Genomic DNA, 22,103 nt, shown 5'->3' with positions numbered 1-22,103 from the left:
AGATCTCAGCCGATCCGGTTGCGCTTGGCGAGGGTGCGCAGGCGCAGGGCGTTCAACTTGATGAAGCCGGCAGCGTCCTTCTGATCGTAAGCGCCCTGGTCGTCCTCGAAGGTGACCAGCTCTTCGGAATAGAGCGAATAGGGCGAGGACCGGCCGACGAGGATGACGTTGCCCTTGTAGAGCTTCAGCTTGACGGAGCCGGTGACATGTTCCTGGCTCTTGTCGATCAGGGCCTGCAGCATCTCGCGTTCCGGAGAGAACCAGAAGCCGTTGTAGATCAGCTCGGCGTAGCGCGGCATCAGCTCGTCCTTCAGGTGCGATGCACCGCGGTCAAGCGTGATGGATTCCATGGCGCGGTGCGCCGTCAGAAGGATGGTGCCACCCGGCGTCTCATAGATACCGCGGCTCTTCATGCCGACGAAGCGGTTCTCGACCAAATCGAGGCGGCCGATGCCGTTGTCGCGGCCATAGTCGTTGAGTTTGGCAAAGAGGGTTGCCGGAGACATTTTCTCGCCGTTGAGGGAGACGGCGTCGCCCTTTTCGAAGCCGATTTCGATGTAGGTGACTTCGTCGGGAGCCTCAGTTGGGTCAACCGTGCGCTGGAACACGTAGTTCGGTGCTTCCTCGGCCGGGTCTTCCAGCACTTTGCCTTCCGAAGAGGAGTGCAGCATGTTGGCGTCGACAGAGAACGGAGCTTCGCCGAGCTTGTCTTTTGGAACCGGGATCTGGTTCTGTTCGGCGAATTCCAGAAGGTCCGTCCGGGATTTGAAGCTCCAGTCGCGCCAGGGGGCGATCACCTTGATATCCGGGTTCAGGGCGTAGGCGGAGAGTTCGAAACGAACCTGGTCGTTGCCCTTGCCGGTTGCGCCGTGTGCGATGGCGTCGGCGCCGGTTTCCTCGGCAATCTCGATCAGGCGTTTGGAGATCAGCGGCCGGGCGATGGAGGTGCCGAGCAGGTAAACGCCTTCATAGACGGCATTGGCGCGGAACATCGGGAAGACGAAGTCGCGGATGAATTCCTCGCGCAGGTCGTCGATGTAGATTTCCTTGATGCCGAGCATTTCGGCTTTCTTGCGCGCCGGCTCCAGTTCCTCGCCCTGGCCGAGATCGGCAGTGAATGTCACCACTTCGCAGCCCAGTTCGGTCTGCAGCCATTTCAGGATGATGGAGGTGTCGAGGCCGCCGGAATAGGCCAGCACGACTTTTTTGATGTCACCATGCGCCATTTTGGGAAAAATCCAGTTCGCTGTTCCTGGCGGTTGCCCGCCGATGAAAATTTGCGGCAATTTAGCCGGTTCTCTGGACGGCGCAAGCCCTGGAATGCACTCATTTCGTCGCGTTTGGGTCTACGCGTGTCGATCTGTCATATCGGAGATTTCCGGCGGACGTCCGTTACCGTGCTGCGACCGTTTGCGCGGTTGGCTTGGCGCCGTATCGGGCCAGGAACATGTCGACGCTTTCCTCAATGATCCGTTCCATCTCGAGGCGGGTGGTCACCCGGCCGCTGTGGATGTTGGGATAGAAGGAATGGGCCTTGATCAGCCCAAGAAACTGGCTTGCGGCCAGGGCCGGATCGGTGGCGGTGAGCTTGCCTTCGCGGGTGGCGCGTTCCATGAACTCTGTAAAGACGGAGATCTTGGTCATGCGGCTGTCCATATCGGCGGCAAGGGCCGGATCGCGGATCGTTTCGCTCATGACCATACGGGCCAGGCTCATGAAGCAAGGGTTGATCATGAGCTCGCCTTCCGCCCAGCCCAGGCGCACCAGGGCGTCGCGAATGGGGGCTGCCGGGTCGTAGGAGACTTCAAGTGCCGAGTTGATCTGGTCGGCAAGGCACTGGTTGATCTCCTTGAAAAGCACGTCCTTGCTTTCAAAGTGATTGTAGACCGTGCGCTTGGAAACGTGGGCTCGCTCGGAAATCCGGTCCATGCTGGCTCCGGCGTAACCCTTTTCCTGAAACTCTGCGATTGCAGCCTGAACGATCTGCTTCTTCTTCTGATCCGATACGGACATTATCTACTCATATAGACCCCGTTGCATTATCTGCCGGTTGACAGGCCCCCGCCTCTTTAATCCCAAAATTCGCGCCCTATGTAAACTCTGGCGTTTACAGATGTGCGGTTACGAACTAAACTGCACGGTGTAGTTTACTTCCTTTAGCCAGATTTGGCCAGCCAAAGGAGACGCCTCCTCATGTCAGTGACATTAAAAATCAACGGGGAAACGCGCACGCTCGACGCAGATCCCGAGAGTCCCCTGTTGTGGGCTTTGCGAGACGAACTGGGAATGACGGGGACGAAGTTCGGTTGCGGCATCGCCTCTTGCGGTGCCTGCACGGTTCACTGGGACGGGGTCCCGATCCGCTCCTGCCAGACGTTCGTCGGTGACCTTGAAGGTGCCGAAATCACGACAATCGAAGGCATCGACAGCAAGGCGGCAACCGCCGTGCAGGCCGCCTGGAACGAGCTGGACGTGCCGCAATGTGGTTATTGCCAGTCCGGCCAGATCATGGCCGCGACGGCCCTGCTTGCCGAAACACCCAAGCCGACCGACGAGGACATCGACGCCGCCATGGACGGTAACGTGTGCCGTTGTGCCACCTATGCCCGGATCCGCAAGGCCATCCACCTTGCCTCAGACAAGATGGAGGCCTGAGCCATGCTGCATCTCTTGCAACAACCGCTGGCAGCCGTGACGCCGACCCGGCGCAGCTTCCTGAAGATATCTGCCGGTGCCGTCGGCGGTCTCGTGCTTGCCATGAACCTGCCGCGCTCGGCCGCATTGGCCGCTGAGGGCGAGTTCATCCAGCCGTTCGTTCATATCCGTCCGGACAACACGGTCGTGGTGATTTCCAAGCACTTCGACATGGGGCAGGGGACGGCCAGCGGTCTGAGCACCCTGGTCGCCGATGAGCTCGACGCCTCCTGGGAGCAGGTTCGCGTTGAATTCGCTCCGTCCAATCCGCAGGTCTATGCCAACACGCTGTTCGGCGTTCAGGGCACCGGCGGCTCTACGGCCATGGCGAACTCCTTCATGCAGTACCGTCAGGCAGGTGCCGCAGCAAAGGCGATGATCGTTGCTGCTGCAGCAAAGGAATGGGGTGTGCCGGCTGGTGAGATCACCGTGTCGGGTGGCGTCGTTTCCCATGGTTCGGACAAGTCCGCGACCCTGGGTGAGCTGGCGGGTCTTGCCGCCAACGAGGACGTTCCGGCAGAACCTGTGCTTAAGACACCGGACCAGTGGGTCTATATCGGCAAGTCCTTCCCGCGTCTTGACGTCAAGAACAAGACCGTGGGGGCGCCGAAGACCTATACGATGGATTTCCAGCGCGACGATCTGCTGGTTGCCGTCGTTGCCCGCTCGCCCCGCTTTGGCGGCAAGGTGAAGTCGTTCGACGCCGCCGAAGCCAAGAAGGTGCCGGGTGTCGTCAATGTGCTGCAGATCCCGAACGGGGTCGCGGTGATAGCAAAGTCGACCTGGCCGGCGATCAAGGGCCGGTCCCTGCTTGAGATCGAGTGGGACGACGCCGAGGCCGAGACCCGGTCCAGCGATGCGATGATCGCAGACCTCAAGGACATGACCACCAAACCGGGTGTGAAGGTTCGCGAGGACGGCGACTTCGATGCGGCGCTGGAAGCCTCTGCCAGGGTCATCGAAGCGGAATACGACTTCCCGTTCCTGGCCCATGGTGCCATGGAGCCGCTGGATATCGCCATGATGTTCGACGGTGAAACAGCGGAATTCTGGTTCGCTTCCCAGATCCCGACCATCGACCATAACGTGGCGGCCACCGTGCTCGGCATTCCGTTCGAGAAGGTCAAGATCAACACCCTGTGGGCAGGCGGGTCTTTCGGGCGCCGGGCCCAGGCCGATGCGCATCCCGTCGTGGAAATCACCACGCTGGCCAAGGCCATGCAGGCTGCTGGCATGGCGCCGGCTCCGGTGAAGATCGTCTGGACGCGTGAGGACGACATGGCGGGCGGTTACTACCGTCCGATGTCGGCTCACCGGCTGCGGGTCGGGCTTGACGAGCAAGGCAACGTGACGGCGTTCAAGTACAACATCGCGGCCAAGTCCATCGTCAAGGGAACGCCTTTCGAAGCCATGCTGATGAAGGATGGTGTCGACCACAACATGACAGAAGGCGCGCATGACACCACCTATGCGTTTCCGCTCATGAACATGGACCAGTCCTTCCAGGAAACGCAGGTGCCGGTGCTGTGGTGGCGCTCGGTAGGGCATACCCACACGGCCTATGTCATGGAAACCATGGTCGACCGCCTGGCCAAGGAAGCCGGCAAGGACCCGGTTGCCTATCGTCTTGAGATGATCAAGGACGATCCGCGCAAGGTGGGCGTTTTGAAGCTGGCTGCCGAAAAGGCCGGGTGGGACACCCCGCTGCCCGAGGGGCGTCATCGCGGCGTCGCCGTGCACAAGTCCTTCGGCTCCTACGTGGCGGAAGTTGCGGAAGTCTCGTTCCGCGACGACGGCACAGTGAAGGTGGAAAAGGTGACGGCGGCGGTCGACTGCGGCACGCCGATCAACCCGGACAATATCCGGGCGCAGGTCGAAGGCGGCATCGGCTACGGTCTTGGTGCTATCCTGCGCAATCAGGTGACGCTTGCGGACGGGGTTGTCGAAGAAACCAACTTCGACACCTACGAGCCGCTCCGGATGTCCGACATGCCGGAGATCGAGGTTCATATCGTTTCCTCGAACGAAGCGCCAACCGGTATCGGGGAACCTGGCACCCCGCCGATCGGTCCGGCCGTCGCCAACGCGATTGCCGCCGCCAAGGGCGAATGGGCAACCAGCCTGCCGCTGGCAAAGGCCGGTCTGGTCTGAGCCTTTGAGAAAGCCAACGAGAAAGGCCGCCTGTGGGCGGTCTTTTTTCGGATTGCCTTGATTTTATTTGATCAACCAAAAACGGCGGCTCCAGGGGCCGCCGTTTTTTCGTTCAGGAGGAAAGGGGCCTCAGGAGGCCGCCAGAGCCTCGCGGTCCTTCTTGCGCATGCGCTCGGATGCCGATTTCAGCTGGCCGCAGGCGGCGAAGATATCACGGCCGCGCGGCGTTCTGATTGGTGAGGCATACCCGGCGCGGTTGACGATGTCGGCGAATTCCTCGATCCGCTCCCAGTCGGAGCATTCGTAATCGGTACCCGGCCACGGGTTGAACGGGATCAGGTTGATCTTGGCCGGAATGCCCTTGAGCAGGCGCACAAGCTCCAGCGCGTCCTTGTTGCTGTCGTTGACGTCCTTCAGCATCACATATTCGAAGGTGATGCGTTTGGCGTTGGACAGTCCCGGATACTGCCGGCAGGCGTCAAGCAGTTCCTTGATGTTCCATTTCTTGTTGATTGGCACCAGCACGTCGCGCAATTCGTCACGGACCGCATGCAGCGAGATGGCCAGCATGCAGCCGATCTCTTCACCGGTGCGGAAGATGTCCGGCACGACGCCGGAGGTCGACAGGGTGATGCGGCGCTTGGAAAGCGACAGGCCGTCGCCGTCGGACGCGATCAGCAGCGCCTTCTTGACGTTGTCGAAATTGTAGAGCGGCTCGCCCATGCCCATCATGACGATGTTGGTCACGAGCCGGCCTTCGGACGGCACGATGGCGCCCTGAGGGGTATCCGCATGCGGAAAATCGCCTAGCCGGTCACGGGCAATCAGGATCTGCGACAGAATTTCTTCAGCCGTCAGATTGCGGACCATCTTTTGCGTGCCCGTGTGGCAGAAGGTGCAGGTCAACGTACAGCCGACCTGGGAAGAAACGCAGAGCGTGCCGCGACCTTCTTCGGGAATATAGACGGTTTCAACCTCCACAGGGCGGCCGGCGCCGCGTGCGGGAAAGCGGAACAGCCATTTGCGGGTGCCGTCAACGGAGATCTGCTCGGACACGATTTCCGGGCGGGCAATCGAGAAGGCCTCGGCCAGCTTCTGGCGCAGGTCCTTGGCGATATTCGTCATCAGCGAAAAGTCGGAAACGCCGCGCACATAAAGCCAGTGCCAGAGCTGGGACGCACGCATGCGCCACTGTTTCTGCGGCACGCCGATGGTTCCGAGCGCTTCGCCCAGTTCTTCGCGCGACAGGCCGATCAGCGTCGGCTTGTCTTCGCCGGGCAGAACGGCGCCGGCTGCGGCTGAAACTGTTTGCGCGTTGGGATTGTCCCGCGCGATGTCGAGCGTAATTGCCATGTCGTGATCCGTAATCTCGTCCGGCAAGGTGTCTGAGCGTCTTGTAACAAGACGACGCGGTCGCCGGGCACCTGCCTCGCAGGACTGAATTCAAGCGCACCTAACACCACAAAAAGCGCCGAAAATCAAGTTTCTCGACGTGCAGGGGAGCTATGCAGAGGTGTTTTGGCCAAACGAAAATGGCCCGGAAAGGCTGTTGAGCTCGTCCGGGGTAAAGTCGAATTTGAGAGGAAACCACCTGCCGGCTTCGGCCTTTCGCCCTGCAAATGCAGGGGAAAGCCGGAGAAGCCGCTGCCTGAACGCGTTAGCGGCAGGCAGCGTTGGAATCGTCGATCGCGGCTGTGACGCCGGACAGAGAGAACTTGTAGGTGGTCTTGGTACCGCGGCTGGATTCGCCCGATACCGTCATTTCCCGGCCTGCCTTCATGGCAGCGACCAGTTGCGCTTCGGTTGCAGCGTTCTCGACCCAGGCCCCATCATTGTTGGTGAAGAGCGTGAAGCCCTTGCCATCAATATCGACGCTGACCGAGGATTTATCCTTGAAAGGATAACCGACCAGCAGGCTCGGCTCGGACGAAACGCCTTCCGCCGGGCGTGTGGTCACGAAAAAGAACACGTCGCCGTGATTTCGATCCCCGGGAAGCAACGTGGTCGGTTTGGTGAGCGCGTAGCACACCTTGCCGCCACCGCTGGTCAGCGCATAGGCCGCCCAGTCCTTGTGCTGCTTCAGAAGTGTCGGGGTTTGTGCGAAAGCCGCTGCACTCGAAACGGCAAGACCTGCGATGGCCAGAACCAGCGATTTTGCTTTCATCATCTCCACACCGTTGGATTTGAGTTTCCGTCAAATTTAGTTCAATTGCCGTCTGACATATAAACCTTGCTTTAATGATAACTTAAAGCGGGTTACGAAAGGGTTGAAGCCCGGCAATTGTTTTTCTGTTTTCGGTGCGTGCACCAACCTAACCGCTTTGCGTTTAATCGCGGCAACAGTGTGGCAGGCCTGCTTGACCCCCTTTCGAATTATGCCGAACCTGCTAAAGAAGATGTATCGGCAGGGGGGATTGATTGTCTTTGGCGCAGGTGCAGTATTTTTCCGATCTCATTGTCAAAGTGGCGAAAGACCGGGACAGGGCGGCTTTTATTGAGCTGTTCGATCACTTTGCGCCGCGCCTGAAAGGCTATCTCATGAAGCAGGGGGCCGACGAGGCTCTTGCGGAGGAAGTCGCCCAGGACGTGATGATGACGTTGTGGCGCAAGGCGGATTTGTTCGATCCAAGAAAATCCAATGCCAGCACCTGGCTGTTTCGTGTCGCCCGCAACCGGCGGATCGACAGGATTCGCCGCCAGAAGTCCGCCGCGCTGGATCAGGAAGACCCGTCCCTGCAACCGACGCCCTTGCCGGATATTGCCGAAGAAATGGATGCCCGGCTGCGGGAAGACCGCGTGCGTGCCGCTTTGTCGCAGCTCCCTGACGAACAGCGGAATGTCATTCGCCTGGCATTTTTTTCAGGTCAGTCGCATAGCGAAATTGCCGAAGAAACCGGCTTGCCGCTCGGAACGGTCAAATCGCGCATCAGGCTTGCCTTCGGACGCTTGCGCCAGCTTCTGGAAACCGACTCATCCGTGGATGTGGACTGATACCGTCCGGCTCAGGTTCCCGGAACCTTGCGGCCCGTGCGCATCACCGGGCCGCCGCTGACATGCTTCGGCCGTTCGATTTTCGGGGCACCCGCCGTGATGGAGCGATCCGCGTAGCGGCCGAGGGCCCGGTGGCGGTCGTACATCACGATTGCGCCGGCCATGGCAACGTTGATGCAGAATTTGGTCGGGATCTTTACCACATGGTCGCAGCGTTCCAGCATCTGCGGCGACAGGGACCCGCGCTCGGGTCCCAGCACATAGGCTGCCTGTAACGGGTGGCCGAAGCTTGGCAGTTCGATCGATTCGTCTGTCAACTCGATGCCGACAAGCTGGCAGCCCCTGGGCAGGTCCATGGTATCGACGCTGTCCCAGGTGAAAACCGGCAGGTGGCCGGGGCTTTTGGAGGTGTCGGAGGGCGGCGCCTTGCGCAGCTTGTGGTCGGCATCCACCGTGAAGAAGAAATTGGCGCCGAACGCATGGGCGGAACGCATCAAGGTGCCCAGGTTCATCCGTTTGGAGAGGCCCTCGGCCCCGATTGCAAAGTATCCGCGCATCAGTTCGTCCGTTTTCGATCTGGCTGCCTCATAGCCGACTTTCGCCAGAGCTGAAAGTTCCGAGCTTATCCGGAAAGCCAATTCCCGACTTGAGCATGGCTTGCTAACGTCTCCGTCAACGCAGCGCGACCGGCGCTTTGCCCCGTTCAACCTCATGAGGATGCCGTGAAAGCCTGTCTTTGCAAAACCTTCGGTCCGCCTTCGGCTCTGGTTGTCGAAGAGATTGCCGATCCGGTTGCCGCACCGGGTGAGGTCGTGGTGCGGGTGAAGGCCTGCGCGCTCAATTTCTTCGATACGCTGATCATCAGGGGCAAGTACCAGTACAAGCCGGAGATGCCGTTTTCGCCAAGTGCCGAGTTTGCCGGTGTGGTCGAAACGGTTGGCGACGGTGTCATGGGGGTTTCTGCCGGTGACAGGGTCATGGGCTACATGCGCTGGGGCGCGGCGCGGGAAAAAGTGGTGGTTGCCGCGGCTGATCTTGTTCCGTTGCCGGATGATATTTCCTTTGAAGTCGCAGCGGGTCTGACGGTGACCTACGGCACCACGCTGCATGCCTACCGTGACCGCGCCGGACTGAAGCCGGGCGAAACCGTTGCCGTTCTGGGTGCATCGGGCGGCGTCGGTCAGGCGGCGGTGGAAATTGCCGCGATCATGGGGGCTAAGGTGATTGCCTGCGCTTCATCGGAGGAAAAACTCGCCTTCGCCCGCTCGCTCGGTGCGCATATGACGGTCAACTATTCGGCTCAACCTCTCAAGGAAACCCTGAAGGAGCTGACCGGCGGCAAGGGTGTCGACGTCGTCTACGACCCGGTTGGCGGGGATCTTTCGGAGCAGGCGATACGGGCAACGGCCTGGGAGGGGCGGTTTCTGGTGATCGGCTTTGCCGCGGGTGACATCCCGAAGATCCCGCTCAATATCGTCATGCTGAAAGGCTGCGACATTCGTGGCGTCTTCTGGGGCGCTGCTCTCGACAAGGATCCGGATGGCCACCGCCGCAACATGAAAGAGCTTCTGACCTGGGTCGGCGAGGGCAAGCTGAAACCGCATATCCACGGGGTCTACCAGCTGGAAGAGACCCCTCAGGCGCTGGAGGAAATCGCTGCGCGCCGGGTGCAGGGCAAGGTGATCGTCACGCCTTGAGGTGCGCGGACTTGCCAGGTTTGGTCAGTCCGGGGCGGACTTTTGTTGTGGCCCATCCTTCGAGACAGCGCTTTGCGCTTCCTCAGGATGAGGGAGTGGTTTGGGCGGTCTAGAAAACAGCCATCATCACAGCCTCATCCTGAGGAGGACCGTAAGGTCCGTCTCGAAGGATGGGCCGCTTGCTTGGGCTGACTTCAGACCGCAAATTCCGCGATCACCGGGGCGTGGTCGGACGGCTTTTCCCAGCCGCGTGCGTCGCGCAGCACCGTGGTGCCCTTCACGTGCGGAGCGAGCGGCTGCGAGACCCAGACGTGGTCGAGGCGGCGGCCCTTGTCGGCGGCGGCCCAGTCCTTGGCGCGGTAGCTCCACCAAGTGTAGAGCTTTTCGTCCATCGGCGTGAACTGGCGCATGGCGTCCAGCCAGCCGCCAGCTTCGCGCACCTGTTCGAACAGCTCCGTTTCGACCGGTGTGTGCGAGACGACCTTCAAAAGCTTCTTGTGCGACCAGACGTCGTGCTCGTAGGGGGCGACGTTGAGATCGCCGACCAGAATGGCCGGTTTCGCGGTTTCCTCGCCTTTCAGCCATCCCAGCATCTCGTTCATGAAATCAAGCTTGTGGCCGAATTTCGGGTTGATCGTGCGGTCCGGCTCGTCGCCGCCTGCCGGAACATAGAAATTATGCACGCGGACGCTGGAGCCGTTGAAGGGAACATCCGCAGCCACATGGCGGCTGTCGCCAACCTGGCAGAAATCGCGCTTCTCGATGTTGCTCAAGGGCAGCCTGGAGAGCGTCGCCACACCGTGGTAGCCCTTCTGACCATGAATGGCCATGTGTTCGTAACCGGCCTTGCGGAAGGCGTTTTCCGGGAAATTGGCGTCCGGGCACTTGGTTTCCTGCAGGCAGATCACGTCCGGTGACACTTCGTCGATCAGCTGTTCCACAATCGGCATGCGCAGGCGCACGGAATTGATGTTCCAGGTGACGAGTTTGATCCGGTCTGTCATGGGAAATTTGCCAAGGCTTGTTGAGGGATTTGCCAAGTCATACGGATTTGGCCGCCGAGTGCAAACGATTTCAGGGCTCCGGATCGTCCGTCCCGGCCTTGCCGGTTTCGCCGGCCCATTTCAGCGCGAGCTGGGTGGCAGCGGGTCCGAGCAGCTCGAACACGATTGTCGATCCGATGGCGACGGTCAGGATTTCGTCCCGGAAGTGAGGCAGCACCTCGGCGGCGACCAGCGCCATGCCGAGCGCGACCCCCGCCTGAGGCAGCAGCGACAGGCCGAAGAGATAACTTTGTCCGGTTCCGGCAGCGCCGGTGAATTTGCCGCCCAGCCAGCCCCCCGCAAGGCGCCCGGCAAGCCGCAGCAGAACGTAGGCAGCCCCCAGAAGTCCGAGCTTTAGAAGAAGATCCGGTTGCAGCGCCGCTCCGGCAAGCACGAAAAAGAAGATCATGAAAGGCCATTCGATGTGTTCGATTTCATAGAATGGCCGGGAATGGTGGCGTCCCGTGTTGACCACCATGGCACCGCAGGCAATGCCTGCCAGCAGGAACGACAGGTCGAGCCAGAGCGCCAGACCTGCGGTCAGGAAAACAATGCCGAGCGCTTCGGCAAGTGTCGGGTCGCCTGGCTGCAAACGGCCCGACAGATAGCCTGCGGGAAGTCCAACGACCGCACCAAGCAGCAGCGATCCAACGATTTCCCACACGGCGTGCAGCAACGCGCCCGAGCCGTCGCCGCCCATGAGGGCCTGGGCGCCCATGAGGCAGAAGGCGAACACCAGAATGCCCCAGATGTCGTCGAGAGCGACAATGCCGGACAAAATGGTCGTGAAGGGCCCCTTGGCGCGATACTGGCGGATGACGTCACTTGTGGCGGCCGGGTCCGTCGCCGTGGCCAGTGCGGCCAGGATCAGCGCCAGTTCCAGCGGAAAACCGAGCAGGACAAGGCCTGCAAAGACGATGACCGCTGTGGATACCACGGCGGCGGCCGAGACGATCGTGACGGCTCTGCCGCTGTTCTTCAGATGCACCCTGGAGAGCTTGCCGCCGAGCACAAAGGCGACCATCGACAGGGCCAGAACGGTCAGGGTCTCGTAAAGCTGCGTCAGATTTTCAGGAAGAAGATCCAGAAAGGCCGGACCGGCGGCCAGTCCGCACAGGATCAGCAGGGTGACACGGGGCAATTGCGTCCTGTGACCGATTTCGTCGGCCAGCATGCCGAGCAGCAGAAGAGCGCCAATGGCGATCAGTGTGGTCGCTATTTCCATGGTCCTACATTGGCTGAAGCGGGTCAGATGTCTTTGATCCGCCGCAATCCCGCCCTATGCGATTGCCTGCACGATAACAGATACGTGTTTACGCGGAGAAATCGTGAATTTGTCTACGCTCCGTTAGGAAATCCCAGTCATTTTGTGCGGTGACTTAAAGCCTTTCTTAACCCTGCCGAGGACGCTGTGCTGGCAATCGCGAAATCGTTTTGTTCCATTTTCGGGTTCATCTTTTTAAGCTCCTGTGCAGCTTATGACTTTCCGGATCCAACGCCAGAAGACTACGCTGTGCATGGCATTGACGTGTCGCGCTGGCAGGGTGATATCGACTGGGCGGCGGCAAGGCGGGGCGGTGTCGCCTTTGCCTGGATCAAGGCGACGGAAGGGGGCGACCACGTCGACCCGCGCTTTGTCGACAACTGGGTCGCGGCACGCCAGGCTGGCATGCCGCGCGGCGCTTACCACTTCTATTATTTCTGCCGTCCTGTCGAAGAACAGATTTCCTGGGTGAAGGAAATCGTTCCCGTCGACCCGCAAGCCCTGCCGCTTGTGCTGGACATGGAATGGAACGCTCACTCCAAGACCTGCCGGGAACGGCCGGGACGGTCTCAAATCCTGCGGGATATGAAGATCTTCCTGGACGAAATGGAACGGCATTACGGCAAGCGTCCGGTGATCTATTCCTCTGTCGACTTCCACCGCGACCGGCTGGTCGGCGCGCTCAAGAACGAGCAGTTCTGGCTGCGCTCGGTCGCCAGCTTCCCGAACAACATCTATGAGCAGCGCAACGATTGGGTGTTCTGGCAGTATACGGCTGAGGGCCGTGTGCCGGGCGTGCAGGGCGACGTCGACCGGAACGCGTTTTTCGGGACGAAATCGCAATACCGCGACTGGCTGAACGGCAAACTGAAACGCTGACGGCTTGCAGGACGCGGTCGCGTCAGCGCACCTTGATCTGGTGCGTCACGTCCTTGCCGTTGCTGACCGTAACCTGGGTGAAGCCGATCAGTTTGCACAGGTCGAGAAAATTCAGGTCCTGCGGCTGGTTTGACTGTGCGAACAGGTCGGTCGTGCGGGCCATCGAGGTGAGGGAAGCGAGCAGGGCCCGCAGCCTGAACAACGTGTCATAGCGCCCGTCTCCCGTTGCCACGACAATCAGTTTTTCCAGTTCGGTGCCCTTGGCGAACAAGTGATATCCGGGCGGATAACCCAGCTTGGAATTCTGGGATGCAAGGCCGCTGACGAATGCGGCGCGCGAGCGTTTGCCAGTGTCTTCAGCCAGCGCAAGATCCGAGATGTAAACCTCCTGGGTCTGGGCTTCCGGGTAGTAATAGCCGGCATGCGCGTCAAAGGCGGCTGCCGCAAGCGTGGTAACAACCAGCCACAGCGCCATGGCAGGCACAACAGTTTGAACGCGTTTCATTTTCATAAAGCCCCCCGGCTGTTTGTGCGCCCATCAAGCCTGAAAGGCCTGCCCAACGCAAATCGGACGCAAGCCGGATACAACGTGGAGCGGGCACCATTTGTCGTGTGAAAGATGCGAGATGCCTGTCGCGCTATACTTTCGCCACGATGCTAGCCACTTGTTGAGTGAATCGGGGTGTAGAACTTTGGAGTTTCGACCATGTTGATCCGTTTTTCGCTGGCACTTGCCGCGACCGTGATGATGGCGCTGCCGGCGGGCGCGCAATCACGGCCGGCGATTGCCTATACGACGGCCAATCTCAACATGCGTGCCGGACCGGGAACCAACTATCCGGTTCTTGCCACCGTGCCGCGCGGAGGCGGCGTTACCGTTTTCGGATGTACAGCCGACTTCCGCTGGTGCGATGCCGCCTTTACCAACGTCAAGGGATGGGTTTCGGGCAAGTATCTCAGCTATGGCGGTGAAGGCATCTATTACGGCCGGCCGATCCCGAGCGCGGGTATCAACCTGGGTGTGCAGCGCTACTACCGCGATTACCCGATCTATGGCGGAGCGCCGCCCTATCGGGGCGGGCCGGTCTACAACCGCGCCCCTCCATACGCGCCACCAGGGCCCGTCTACGCTCCCGCTCCGGGCCCGATTTATCAGGCGCCGCCGCGGCCGGTTATCATACAGCCATATTGAGAGTCATACCGGGTCATCCGCAACGGTGTTTCGAACACCGCGTTTATCGAGGTCGGCGTTATTGCGCCGGTTTCGGCGCGGCCATGACCAGTGACCAGAACACCTTGTGCTTGGCATTCGGCGCATAAGCCGTCGCTATGCCGAGCCGTGTGGCGTCCTTTGTCAGCAGAACCTGATTGTGCTTCGGGCTTTCCCGCCAGCCGGAAAAGGCTTCGGCGAAGGTTCTGTAGCCGGCGCTGACGTTTTCGGCAGCAGCCGTTTTCGGCTCGCCAATGGACGCCATGCGCGTTGCCAGTTGCTGATTGGGAGCAAGCGAGGCCTGCACGTTTCCAGCAGCTGCCATGGCGTCAGCCTGTGATTTGGCTATCGAGGTAAGCTGCGGATCGGCAGTCACGGGCGATAGCCCATTGTTGATCCGGTACTGCGAGATCATCTGAGCGGCCGTTGCCGCATCCACCACACCATCGACACGCGCCAGATCCTCGTAGAAGGGAGGCGTCTGCATGCGGTCGCCCATGCAGGCGGCGACCGAGAGCAGCAGCGCACCGGCGAGGCCGAGTTTCAGGGATCGATGAACCATCGGATTGTCAGCCACGCTGTTGAAGCTCCCGCTCAGAATCAAAGAGATTTATGGGTCTACACCCCATTGAGGCACATGATTCGCCCCGCTTGGGAAGGTGATGGGACGACACTTGAGCAGAATTGCGGCGTGTGTCCTTTGAAACCGGTGCACAAGCCGGTCAGCGGGAGCCGATGAGGACGGGACGGGAAACTCTCCGGAAGACATCGCCAAGTTGTTTCAGTGCGTTTGCGACATCCGACATTGTTCGGTTCAGGCGGCCAAATCACTAGCCATCTGAACCTGTTTTCCCTAGCCGGACTTCGAGTTGGTCGAAATCGCAGCTCTTAAACTGCCTAAGCGTTAAAAAATGAATCTATATGTATTACTTCATACATAGAACTTACATTACTCGCTCAGGAAAAGTCATTAACTCCATCTTCAGGAAAATGTTGAAATATTCTAGTAGAAATCGCCGCATTGTCAGAAATGACTATGCCTATACTAAAGCTACTTAAAGTAGAAATCGATTTCAGAACAGCTGAGGGATAAAAGGACATGCTCAAAGGGACTTCATTAGCGGTTGGAATTGCCGCATTTTCAATCTCCGCCGCATTCGGGCAGACCTGGGAGGTCGACAAGTGGACACCCGCGTATGATTTCTCGAACTCGCCAGAAGATGCCAGTTATACAGCTGTCGAGAAGGCTTCCAAGAAGTGGAACCTTTGCGTCATTTTTCCGCATCTGAAAGACCCCTATTGGGTCGCGACAAACTACGGTGTTGTTGCGCATGCGCAGAAAATTGGCGTGGCTGTCGATCTTTTCGAGGCAGGGGGATATCCCAATCTCGAAAAGCAAAAGCAGCAAGTGGCGGACTGCGCTGATGGAAACTACGACGCAATACTCTTGGGTACTGTATCGCACGATCAGATGACACCAACAGTCGTCGAAGCTTCCAAGAAGAAGCCTGTCTTTGCTACGGTAAATGCGATTTTGCCCGATGGAATTTCAGGAATGGCCGCCGTCGATTGGCGCGACATGGGCCGCTCGGCCGGCCGGTATTTTTCCGAAACCTATCCCAAGGGATCGGATTCCCCCAAAGTCGCTTGGTTGCCTGGGCCGGAAAGCGCAGGCTGGGTAAAGTTCACAGATGAGGGCTTCCGGGAAGTCGTCAAGGACTCTTCCATTGACCTGGTTGCCGTCAAGTACGGCGATACCGGCAAGGAAATTCAACAAAAGCTTGTTGAAGACGTTCTCGAAGAACATCCTGATGTGGACTATATCGCCGGAAACGCGGTTGCGATTGAAGTTGCGATGAGCGTGGTGCGGCAAAAGGGCCTGAAAGACAAAGTAAAACTGGTCTCGGATTACTTCACCCCAGCCATTTATCGCGGAATTCGCCGGGGCTTGATCTCAAGCGCTCCGACTGACAGCGCGGCGCTGCAGGGGATGATTTCGGTCGACCAGGCCGTTCGGTTTCTTGAAGGTTCTGTAGAAGCTGACCACGTTGGTCCCGCGATTTTCAACGTCAACAAAGAGAATGTGAAATCTTTCACGCTCGAAGAATCGCTCGCCCCCTCCGACTTCAAGCCGACTTTCAAAGTCGACTGAGCGGACACGAAAACAAAGGAGCGTGACGCACGCTCCTTTTTCCATACACTTTGGGGGTTAACATGAAGGGTCTTACCGTAAAAACCGGCCTGCTGGGAGCATTTGGCGTCGTCACCGCAATGGTGCTTGTTTCATCGGCGACAGGGATGTTTGCATTGAGTTCCATGAACAAGGAACAGGCATCCGTTCTCGACGTCGATATGCCTTCGTCGGAGGCGGCAAAAGACCTCTACGTGAACGGCATCTTGCTCACCAACATGACCGGCATGTTGGATCAGGCGCAAAACCTTGAAGAAATTTCCGGCATCGAAGCTTCTCTTCAAAGCGCGATGATGAAAGCGAACGATGCCGTGAACAAGTTGGGGGAGCTTGGCGGTCAGCAAGAAGCAAATTCCAAGCTGGCGTCAGAAATTGAATCTCTGACCGGAAAGCTGAAAACGTACACCGAACTCACCAATGCACGCATAGAGCTTAGTAATAATGGTGATTTGGTCGAAGAAGAAATTAAAGCGCACGCGAAAGACCTGATAGATCTTTCTGAGACGCTTGTCGCGAATTCGAAATCCAGTGTAACGAATTCAGTGTCCACATTGTACGATATCGTTGAAGACAGCGATAACGTTGACGCTGTTTTTGCCACTCTCGACGATTTGCTGGATATCCAGCTGTTTTACTCGGACGCCATGACAAGCTTCAAGGCGAACGCCCTCGCCGTCGAACACAGTATTGGTCTGGTGAAGAACGCGCAGACACTTGAAGAGATAGAGCAGGCTGAAGCACAAGTTGAAGCGTTGCTTGTCTCTCTGGGTCGGAATGCAGAAAAAATTGATGATCCCGACCGCAAAAAACAAGCTCTGGCAGTCTTGTCTGAGATCCAATCCTTGGTAGACACAGGAACTGAAGAGAGCTTTCACTCCATCAATGTCAATCGTATTGAAACGAAAGACGAGATGGCTGCTCTTCAGGCGGATTTGCAACAAAGCACCAAGGAACTTGAAGCATCCGTTCTAGACACTGTCAGGATATCCAAGGACAACATCGCCTCAGCCAAATCCGATATGAAACGACTGACTTCGTTCGCTTTCATGTTGATGATCGTGCTGTCAATCGCGTCGGTGGTCCTTTCCGCGTTGATCGGCTTATTCTACGTTGAAAGACGTGTCGTTCGGCGGCTGGTGGCGCTGAACCATACAACCCTTGCCTTGTCGCAAGGTGATCTGGAAGCCGTTGTTCCCAAGGTCAGTCGTGATGAAATCGGCCAGATGGCCTCTGCCTTGCAGGTATTCAAAGACAATGCGATCGAAGCCGAGAACCTGCGCCATCAGCAGGCGGAAGCGAACTCGGTTGAACAGCAACGTCAAAATGTCATCTCCAATCTCATCTCCGACTTTGAAAGCAACGTCGCAAACTTGATGGAGCAAGCGCAAAATACCGCGACCAGTTTGCGCGAGACTGCCGATGGGCTTGGAAATGTTGCCGAAATGACGACGGAAAAATCAAACGGGGCATTCGGATCGTCTGAAGAAGCCGCTCGGAATGTTCAGGCAGTCGCAGCCGCGGCCGAAGAATTGTCGCAGTCAATCAATGAAATACAACAGCAAATCAAGACGACAGGTGATGTGGTCTTGCAGGCCGATCAAGACGTCAGCACGGCTAGTGATGAAATTGTCGGGCTGGCCAACACCGTTGAACGTATCGGTGACGTTGTAAATATCATTACCGACATCGCAGCACAAACAAACCTCCTTGCGCTTAACGCGACAATCGAGGCCGCACGTGCAGGCGAAGCTGGCAAGGGATTTGCCGTTGTTGCCACGGAAGTCAAGGCGTTGGCCGACCAGACTTCAAAGGCGACAAGTGAAATTGCTGAACAAATATCCGCGATTCAGGGCTCTACCAGCAACGCTGTCGCTGCAATCGAGAAGATTTCTGCGACCATGAATTCGGTGCGTGACTATTCTGCTGCAATCGCCTCCTCTGCTGAACAGCAAAGTTCCGCGACAAACGAAATTTCGCGGAATGTTCAGGAAGCTGCTCAAGGTACGTCGATCGTTGCCACAAATATTCAAGATGTGTCGATGTCGGCCGAAGAAACGAAACAATCCTCGGAACTTGTGAAGTCCGCTTCACTCGAGGTTTCGACCACTGCTGATGAGATAAATCAGAATATCAGCAAGTTTCTTGAATCGGTGCGTGCAGCTTAAGTCACGTCACGAGCCACAACGTGGCCTTGAAGCCGGCACGCCTTCACGGGGCGGGTTGCCACCGCCCGGATGTCGAAAAGGAAAAGACCAGCCCGTGAGACACGGGCTGGTCAGGCTGTACGAGGCCAGGGAGCAGTTGCCCCCAGCCTTTCAGGGAGCTCGATGAGCCCGCCACCAGGAGGGGAGACCTGAAGGCGGCGGAGCCGGATCAGCGGGTGGACGCTTCCAGAACGTCCTCATAGGTGCGAAGGCCGGTGGTCGGTGCGCAGACCAGCACGGACATGTTGCCCGGAGCGTGCTGGTTCTTCCACATCTTGGTATGGGCCTTCGGAATCTGGTCCCAGGGGAAAACCTCGGACATATAGGGGTCGATGCGCCGCTCGATCATCAGCTTGTTGGCGGCAGACGCCTGCTTCAGATGGGCGAAGTGCGAGCCCTGCAGACGCTTCTGGTGCATCCACATGTAACGGACATCGAACGTGCAGTTGAAGCCTGAGGTGCCGGCGCAAATGACGACCATGCCGCCCTTCTTGCACACCAGGGTGGAGACCGGGAAGGTTGCCTCACCCGGGTGTTCGAAGACGATGTCGACGTTGTTGCCCTTGCCGGTAATGTCCCAGATCGCCTTGCCGAATTTGCGGGCTTCTGTGAACCACTCCGCATATTCCGGCGAGCCGACCTTGGGCAACTGGCCCCAGCAGTTGAAGTCCTTGCGGTTGATCACGCCCTTGGCACCGAGCTCCATGACGAACTGGCGCTTGTCTTCCTCGGAGATGACTCCAATGGCGTTGGCGCCCGCTGCGGTGATCAACTGGATGGCGTAGGAGCCGAGACCGCCGGACGCCCCCCAGACCAGCACGTTCTGGCCCGGCTTCAGTTCATGCGGATGATGGCCGAAAAGCATGCGGTAGGCGGTCGCGAGCGTCAGCGTGTAGCAGGCGCTTTCTTCCCAGGTCAGATGCTTCGGCCGGGGCATCAACTGCTGGGCCTGAACGCGGGTGAACTGCGAGAAGGATCCGTCGGGTGTCTCGTAGCCCCAGATTCTCTGGGAGGTCGAGAACATCGGGTCGCCGCCGTTGCATTCCTCGTCGTCTCCGTCGTCCTGGTTACAATGGACCACGACTTCGTCGCCAACTTTCCAGCGTTTGACCTTGTCGCCGACAGCCCAGACGATGCCGGACGCATCGGATCCGGCAATGTGGTAGGCGGCGCCATGCCCGTCGAACGGGCTGATCGGCTGGCCGAGACCTGCCCAGATGCCGTTGTAGTTGACGCCGGCGGCCATCACCAGGACCAGAACCTCGTAGCTGTCGAGTTCCCAGGTCGGCACGACTTCCAGTTTCATGGCCTCTTCCGGCGGACCGTGGCGTTCGCGGCGGATTGTCCAGGCATACATGTTCTTGGGAACGTGTCCGAGCGGCGGGATCTCTCCGACTTCATAAAGATCTTTCACCGGCGCGCCCTCTCGCGTTTCGTTGTCATTGGCTTCCGCGCTTGCTGTCATTCTCCCCCTCCCAGGGCTTTTGTTTGGCCTCAGAATTTCGCATTTGCACAAGGCTTAATCGGGCAAATACCCAATTTTGCGCAACTATTGTTCAAAAACGAACACCGTTCTATACGACTATTGCTTAACTTGCGTTTTGATGCCAACCATATTTTGCATTGCACATTGGGGTTTCGCAGTCGCGTAAACTCCGGCACACTGCTGACTGTTAGGGAGAAACAGGCGGACGCGGTGCTGCCAAATCAAGAAAAAACAGGCATCAGAACGCCTTAGGAGGATGAGTGGCATGAGTGCATCGGGTGAGAGCCGTCCGGAGAAAGATCGTCCGTGGATATTCCGGACCTATGCGGGCCACTCGACGGCGGCTGAATCGAACAAGCTCTACCGTGGTAATCTTGCCAAGGGTCAGACCGGCTTGTCCGTCGCCTTCGATCTGCCGACTCAGACCGGATATGATCCGGACGATGCCCTGGCACGCGGTGAAGTGGGCAAGGTCGGGGTTCCGGTGACCCACCTGGGCGACATGCGCACCCTGTTTCAGGATATTCCGCTGGAACGTATGAACACCTCCATGACGATCAACGCGACCGCGCCCTGGCTGCTGTCGCTCTACATTGCCGCTGCCGACGAGCAGGGCGCTGACCGCAGCCTTCTGTCCGGCACGACCCAGAACGATATCATCAAGGAATATCTGTCCCGGGGCACCTATGTGTTCCCGCCGGCGCCGTCGCTCAAGCTGACGACCGACGTCATCGCCTGGACCTATTCCAACATGCCCAAGTGGAACCCGATGAACGTCTGCTCCTACCATTTGCAGGAAGCGGGCGCGACGCCGGTGCAGGAACTGTCGTTCGCGCTGGCGACGGCGGTGGCCATTCTGGATTCCATCAAGGCGAGCGGCGCCATTCCCGAGGCGGATTTTCCGAAGGCGGTTGGCCGTATTTCCTTTTTCGTCAACGCGGGCATGCGGTTCATCACCGAGATGTGCAAGATGCGCGCCTTCACCGAACTGTGGGACGAGATCTGCCTGGAGCGCTATGGCGTCGAAGACGAGCGCTACCGGCGGTTCCGCTACGGGGTTCAGGTGAACAGCCTCGGTCTGACCGAGCCGCAGCCGGAAAACAACGTCTACCGTATCCTGATCGAGATGCTGGCGGTGGTGTTGTCCAAGAACGCGCGTGCCCGCGCCGTGCAGCTTCCCGCCTGGAATGAGGCGCTGGGTCTGCCGCGGCCGTTCGACCAGCAATGGTCGCTGAGGATGCAGCAGATCGTCGCCTATGAGACCGACCTTCTGGAATATGCGGACATCTTCGACGGGTCTGCTGAAATCACCCGCAAGGTGGAGGAGCTGAAGGCGCAAGCCCGTGAAGAGCTCGCCCGGATCGATGACATGGGCGGGGCGGTTGCGGCGGTCGATAGCAGCTACATGAAGCGCCAGCTTGTGGAATCCAACTCCGCACGTCTTGCCGGCATCGAGGGCGGCGAGCAGGTGGTGGTTGGCGTCAATCGCTGGACGGACAGCGAACCTTCGCCGCTGGCCTCCGGTGAAGACGGCGGCATTCTGACCGTTTCCGAGCATGTCGAGGAAGAAGCGGTCGAAAAGGTCAAGGCCTGGCGCGACGCGCGCGATCACGCTGCGGTGGAAGCCGCGCTGGCGGAGTTGAAGACGTCGGCCCAGGAAGGCCGGAATATCATGGAGCCCTCCATTGCGGCGGCCAAGGCCGGTGCGACGACGGGCGAGTGGGGCCGGACCCTGCGCGAAGTCTTTGGCGAATACCGCGCGCCAACCGGTGTCGGTCAGGCTGTGCGGGACAACGCCGGTACATTGGCCGACATACGCTCAAACGTGGAAGCGGTTTCCAAGAAACTTGGCCGCAGGCTGAAGTTTCTGGTCGGCAAGCCCGGTCTCGACGGGCATTCGAACGGGGCGGAGCAGATTGCCGTCAGGGCGCGCGACTGCGGCATGGAGGTGGTCTATGAAGGGATCCGTCTGACCCCGGCGCAGATCGTCAACGCGGCTGTGGAAGAAGACGTTCATGTGATCGGACTTTCGATCCTCTCCGGCTCGCATCTGGCGCTGGTGCGCGATGTGATGGACCGGCTGCGGGCCGCCGGGGCGGACGACATCCCGGTGGTTGTCGGCGGCATCATTCCGGACGAAGACGCAGCTCAGCTCAAGGCACAAGGCGTTGCCGCGGTCTATACACCCAAGGACTTCCAGCTCACCGACATCATGGCCGATGTTGTACGGATTGTCGGCAATCGGGCGGAAAAGGCAGCTTGAGCAGGCGTGGTTTCAAAGGCGTCTGTGCTC

General features: G+C 58.9%; 18 protein-coding genes and 1 pseudogene. 9 read left to right on the top strand and 10 right to left on the bottom strand.

The annotated features are described in order from the left end of the window. Nucleotides 1-5: 5 nt before the first annotated feature. Nucleotides 6-1,226: an argininosuccinate synthase gene (locus tag FMN63_RS08950; RefSeq protein WP_148583617.1), complete on the bottom strand. Its 1,221-nt coding sequence runs from the start codon at nucleotides 1,224-1,226 to the stop codon at nucleotides 6-8. A 166-nt stretch (nucleotides 1,227-1,392) separates the two neighbouring features. Continuing rightward, complete coding sequence (locus FMN63_RS08945) at nucleotides 1,393-2,013, bottom strand: TetR/AcrR family transcriptional regulator (RefSeq protein WP_148583616.1); 621 nt, start codon at nucleotides 2,011-2,013, stop codon at nucleotides 1,393-1,395. Between the two features lie 180 nt (nucleotides 2,014-2,193). Here FMN63_RS08945 and FMN63_RS08940 point away from each other — a divergent pair, with 180 nt between their 5' ends. Continuing rightward, the gene (locus tag FMN63_RS08940) at nucleotides 2,194-2,655 is read left to right on the top strand and encodes a (2Fe-2S)-binding protein (protein WP_148583615.1); all 462 of its coding nucleotides are present in this window, start codon (nucleotides 2,194-2,196) and stop codon (nucleotides 2,653-2,655) included. Nucleotides 2,656-2,658: 3 nt separating this feature from the next. Next, on the top strand, nucleotides 2,659-4,845 hold the full coding sequence (locus FMN63_RS08935) for a xanthine dehydrogenase family protein molybdopterin-binding subunit (RefSeq protein WP_148583614.1): 2,187 nt from the start codon (nucleotides 2,659-2,661) through the stop codon (nucleotides 4,843-4,845). A gap of 129 nt (nucleotides 4,846-4,974) precedes the next feature. Here the strand turns inward: FMN63_RS08935 and rlmN are convergent. Both rlmN and FMN63_RS08925 read right to left on the bottom strand, forming a co-directional pair. Beyond that, nucleotides 4,975-6,117 (bottom strand): annotated as a pseudogene (gene rlmN / locus FMN63_RS08930) (dual-specificity RNA methyltransferase RlmN); the annotation flags it as partial. A gap of 385 nt (nucleotides 6,118-6,502) precedes the next feature. Next, nucleotides 6,503-7,012 (bottom strand): invasion associated locus B family protein, encoded by a 510-nt coding sequence (locus FMN63_RS08925; protein ID WP_148583612.1) that lies wholly within the window; start codon nucleotides 7,010-7,012, stop codon nucleotides 6,503-6,505. Between the two features lie 251 nt (nucleotides 7,013-7,263). Here FMN63_RS08925 and FMN63_RS08920 point away from each other — a divergent pair, with 251 nt between their 5' ends. Beyond that, nucleotides 7,264-7,836 (top strand): sigma-70 family RNA polymerase sigma factor, encoded by a 573-nt coding sequence (locus FMN63_RS08920; RefSeq protein ID WP_148583611.1) that lies wholly within the window; start codon nucleotides 7,264-7,266, stop codon nucleotides 7,834-7,836. An 11-nt stretch (nucleotides 7,837-7,847) separates the two neighbouring features. Here FMN63_RS08920 and FMN63_RS08915 read toward each other — a convergent pair whose 3' ends face one another. Beyond that, on the bottom strand, nucleotides 7,848-8,393 hold the full coding sequence (locus FMN63_RS08915) for an RNA methyltransferase (RefSeq protein WP_148583610.1): 546 nt from the start codon (nucleotides 8,391-8,393) through the stop codon (nucleotides 7,848-7,850). Between the two features lie 165 nt (nucleotides 8,394-8,558). On the opposite strand from FMN63_RS08915, the gene FMN63_RS08910 reads away from it, so the two are divergent. Next, nucleotides 8,559-9,533 carry an NADPH:quinone oxidoreductase family protein gene (locus FMN63_RS08910; protein WP_148583609.1) on the top strand — a complete coding sequence of 325 codons (975 nt, stop codon included), beginning with the start codon at nucleotides 8,559-8,561 and terminating at the stop codon, nucleotides 9,531-9,533. A gap of 194 nt (nucleotides 9,534-9,727) precedes the next feature. Here the strand turns inward: FMN63_RS08910 and xth are convergent, their stop codons facing one another. Continuing rightward, entirely contained in the window at nucleotides 9,728-10,537 is an 810-nt protein-coding gene (xth, locus tag FMN63_RS08905; protein ID WP_148583608.1) for an exodeoxyribonuclease III, read from the bottom strand. A 70-nt stretch (nucleotides 10,538-10,607) separates the two neighbouring features. Next, the gene (locus FMN63_RS08900) at nucleotides 10,608-11,801 is read right to left on the bottom strand and encodes a cation:proton antiporter (RefSeq protein WP_148583607.1); all 1,194 of its coding nucleotides are present in this window, start codon (nucleotides 11,799-11,801) and stop codon (nucleotides 10,608-10,610) included. A 186-nt stretch (nucleotides 11,802-11,987) separates the two neighbouring features. Between FMN63_RS08900 and FMN63_RS08895 the strand changes: the two genes are divergently transcribed. Further along, nucleotides 11,988-12,719 carry a glycoside hydrolase family 25 protein gene (locus FMN63_RS08895; protein ID WP_148583606.1) on the top strand — a complete coding sequence of 244 codons (732 nt, stop codon included), beginning with the start codon at nucleotides 11,988-11,990 and terminating at the stop codon, nucleotides 12,717-12,719. 22 nt (nucleotides 12,720-12,741) lie between these two features. Here the strand turns inward: FMN63_RS08895 and FMN63_RS08890 are convergent, their stop codons facing one another. Beyond that, a complete protein-coding gene (locus FMN63_RS08890; protein ID WP_209001026.1) occupies nucleotides 12,742-13,224 on the bottom strand; it encodes a hypothetical protein in 483 nt (160 codons plus the stop codon). A 201-nt stretch (nucleotides 13,225-13,425) separates the two neighbouring features. On the opposite strand from FMN63_RS08890, the gene FMN63_RS08885 reads away from it, so the two are divergent. Then, complete coding sequence (locus FMN63_RS08885) at nucleotides 13,426-13,911, top strand: SH3 domain-containing protein (RefSeq protein WP_148583605.1); 486 nt, start codon at nucleotides 13,426-13,428, stop codon at nucleotides 13,909-13,911. A gap of 58 nt (nucleotides 13,912-13,969) precedes the next feature. Here FMN63_RS08885 and FMN63_RS08880 read toward each other — a convergent pair whose 3' ends face one another. Further along, nucleotides 13,970-14,506: a CAP domain-containing protein gene (locus FMN63_RS08880; protein ID WP_353619174.1), complete on the bottom strand. Its 537-nt coding sequence runs from the start codon at nucleotides 14,504-14,506 to the stop codon at nucleotides 13,970-13,972. A gap of 522 nt (nucleotides 14,507-15,028) precedes the next feature. On the opposite strand from FMN63_RS08880, the gene torT reads away from it, so the two are divergent. Both torT and FMN63_RS08870 read left to right on the top strand, forming a co-directional pair. After that, nucleotides 15,029-16,081 (top strand): TMAO reductase system periplasmic protein TorT, encoded by a 1,053-nt coding sequence (gene torT / locus FMN63_RS08875; RefSeq protein ID WP_148583604.1) that lies wholly within the window; start codon nucleotides 15,029-15,031, stop codon nucleotides 16,079-16,081. A gap of 62 nt (nucleotides 16,082-16,143) precedes the next feature. Continuing rightward, on the top strand, nucleotides 16,144-18,285 hold the full coding sequence (locus FMN63_RS08870) for a methyl-accepting chemotaxis protein (protein ID WP_148583603.1): 2,142 nt from the start codon (nucleotides 16,144-16,146) through the stop codon (nucleotides 18,283-18,285). Between the two features lie 208 nt (nucleotides 18,286-18,493). Here the strand turns inward: FMN63_RS08870 and ccrA are convergent, their stop codons facing one another. Then, nucleotides 18,494-19,789, bottom strand: coding sequence for a crotonyl-CoA carboxylase/reductase (ccrA, locus tag FMN63_RS08865; protein WP_148583602.1), 1,296 nt, complete (start codon nucleotides 19,787-19,789; stop codon nucleotides 18,494-18,496). Between the two features lie 277 nt (nucleotides 19,790-20,066). Between ccrA and FMN63_RS08860 the strand changes: the two genes are divergently transcribed. Further along, nucleotides 20,067-22,073, top strand: coding sequence for a methylmalonyl-CoA mutase family protein (locus tag FMN63_RS08860; protein WP_502706268.1), 2,007 nt, complete (start codon nucleotides 20,067-20,069; stop codon nucleotides 22,071-22,073). Nucleotides 22,074-22,103 lie beyond the last annotated feature (30 nt).

This window comes from Stappia sp. BW2 (assembly GCF_008107695.1).
In the GTDB taxonomy this organism is placed as follows: Bacteria; Pseudomonadota; Alphaproteobacteria; order Rhizobiales; family Stappiaceae; genus Roseibium.
This window is presented reverse-complemented; position numbering and strand designations above follow the sequence as displayed.

Excerpts from the sequence above, each read along its gene's own strand:
- FMN63_RS08950 (WP_148583617.1), bottom strand. The coding sequence starts at position 1,226 with ATGGCGCATGGTGACATCAAAAAAGTCGTGCTGGCCTATTCCGGCGGC.
- FMN63_RS08945 (WP_148583616.1), bottom strand. The coding sequence starts at position 2,013 with ATGTCCGTATCGGATCAGAAGAAGAAGCAGATCGTTCAGGCTGCAATC.
- FMN63_RS08940 (WP_148583615.1), top strand. The coding sequence starts at position 2,194 with ATGTCAGTGACATTAAAAATCAACGGGGAAACGCGCACGCTCGACGCA.
- FMN63_RS08935 (WP_148583614.1), top strand. The coding sequence starts at position 2,659 with ATGCTGCATCTCTTGCAACAACCGCTGGCAGCCGTGACGCCGACCCGG.
- FMN63_RS08925 (WP_148583612.1), bottom strand. The coding sequence starts at position 7,012 with ATGATGAAAGCAAAATCGCTGGTTCTGGCCATCGCAGGTCTTGCCGTT.
- FMN63_RS08915 (WP_148583610.1), bottom strand. The coding sequence starts at position 8,393 with ATGCGCGGATACTTTGCAATCGGGGCCGAGGGCCTCTCCAAACGGATG.
- xth (WP_148583608.1), bottom strand. The coding sequence starts at position 10,537 with ATGACAGACCGGATCAAACTCGTCACCTGGAACATCAATTCCGTGCGC.
- FMN63_RS08900 (WP_148583607.1), bottom strand. The coding sequence starts at position 11,801 with ATGGAAATAGCGACCACACTGATCGCCATTGGCGCTCTTCTGCTGCTC.
- FMN63_RS08890 (WP_209001026.1), bottom strand. The coding sequence starts at position 13,224 with ATGAAACGCGTTCAAACTGTTGTGCCTGCCATGGCGCTGTGGCTGGTT.
- FMN63_RS08885 (WP_148583605.1), top strand. The coding sequence starts at position 13,426 with ATGTTGATCCGTTTTTCGCTGGCACTTGCCGCGACCGTGATGATGGCG.
- torT (WP_148583604.1), top strand. The coding sequence starts at position 15,029 with ATGCTCAAAGGGACTTCATTAGCGGTTGGAATTGCCGCATTTTCAATC.
- FMN63_RS08870 (WP_148583603.1), top strand. The coding sequence starts at position 16,144 with ATGAAGGGTCTTACCGTAAAAACCGGCCTGCTGGGAGCATTTGGCGTC.
- ccrA (WP_148583602.1), bottom strand. The coding sequence starts at position 19,789 with ATGACAGCAAGCGCGGAAGCCAATGACAACGAAACGCGAGAGGGCGCG.
- FMN63_RS08860 (WP_502706268.1), top strand. The coding sequence starts at position 20,067 with ATGAGTGGCATGAGTGCATCGGGTGAGAGCCGTCCGGAGAAAGATCGT.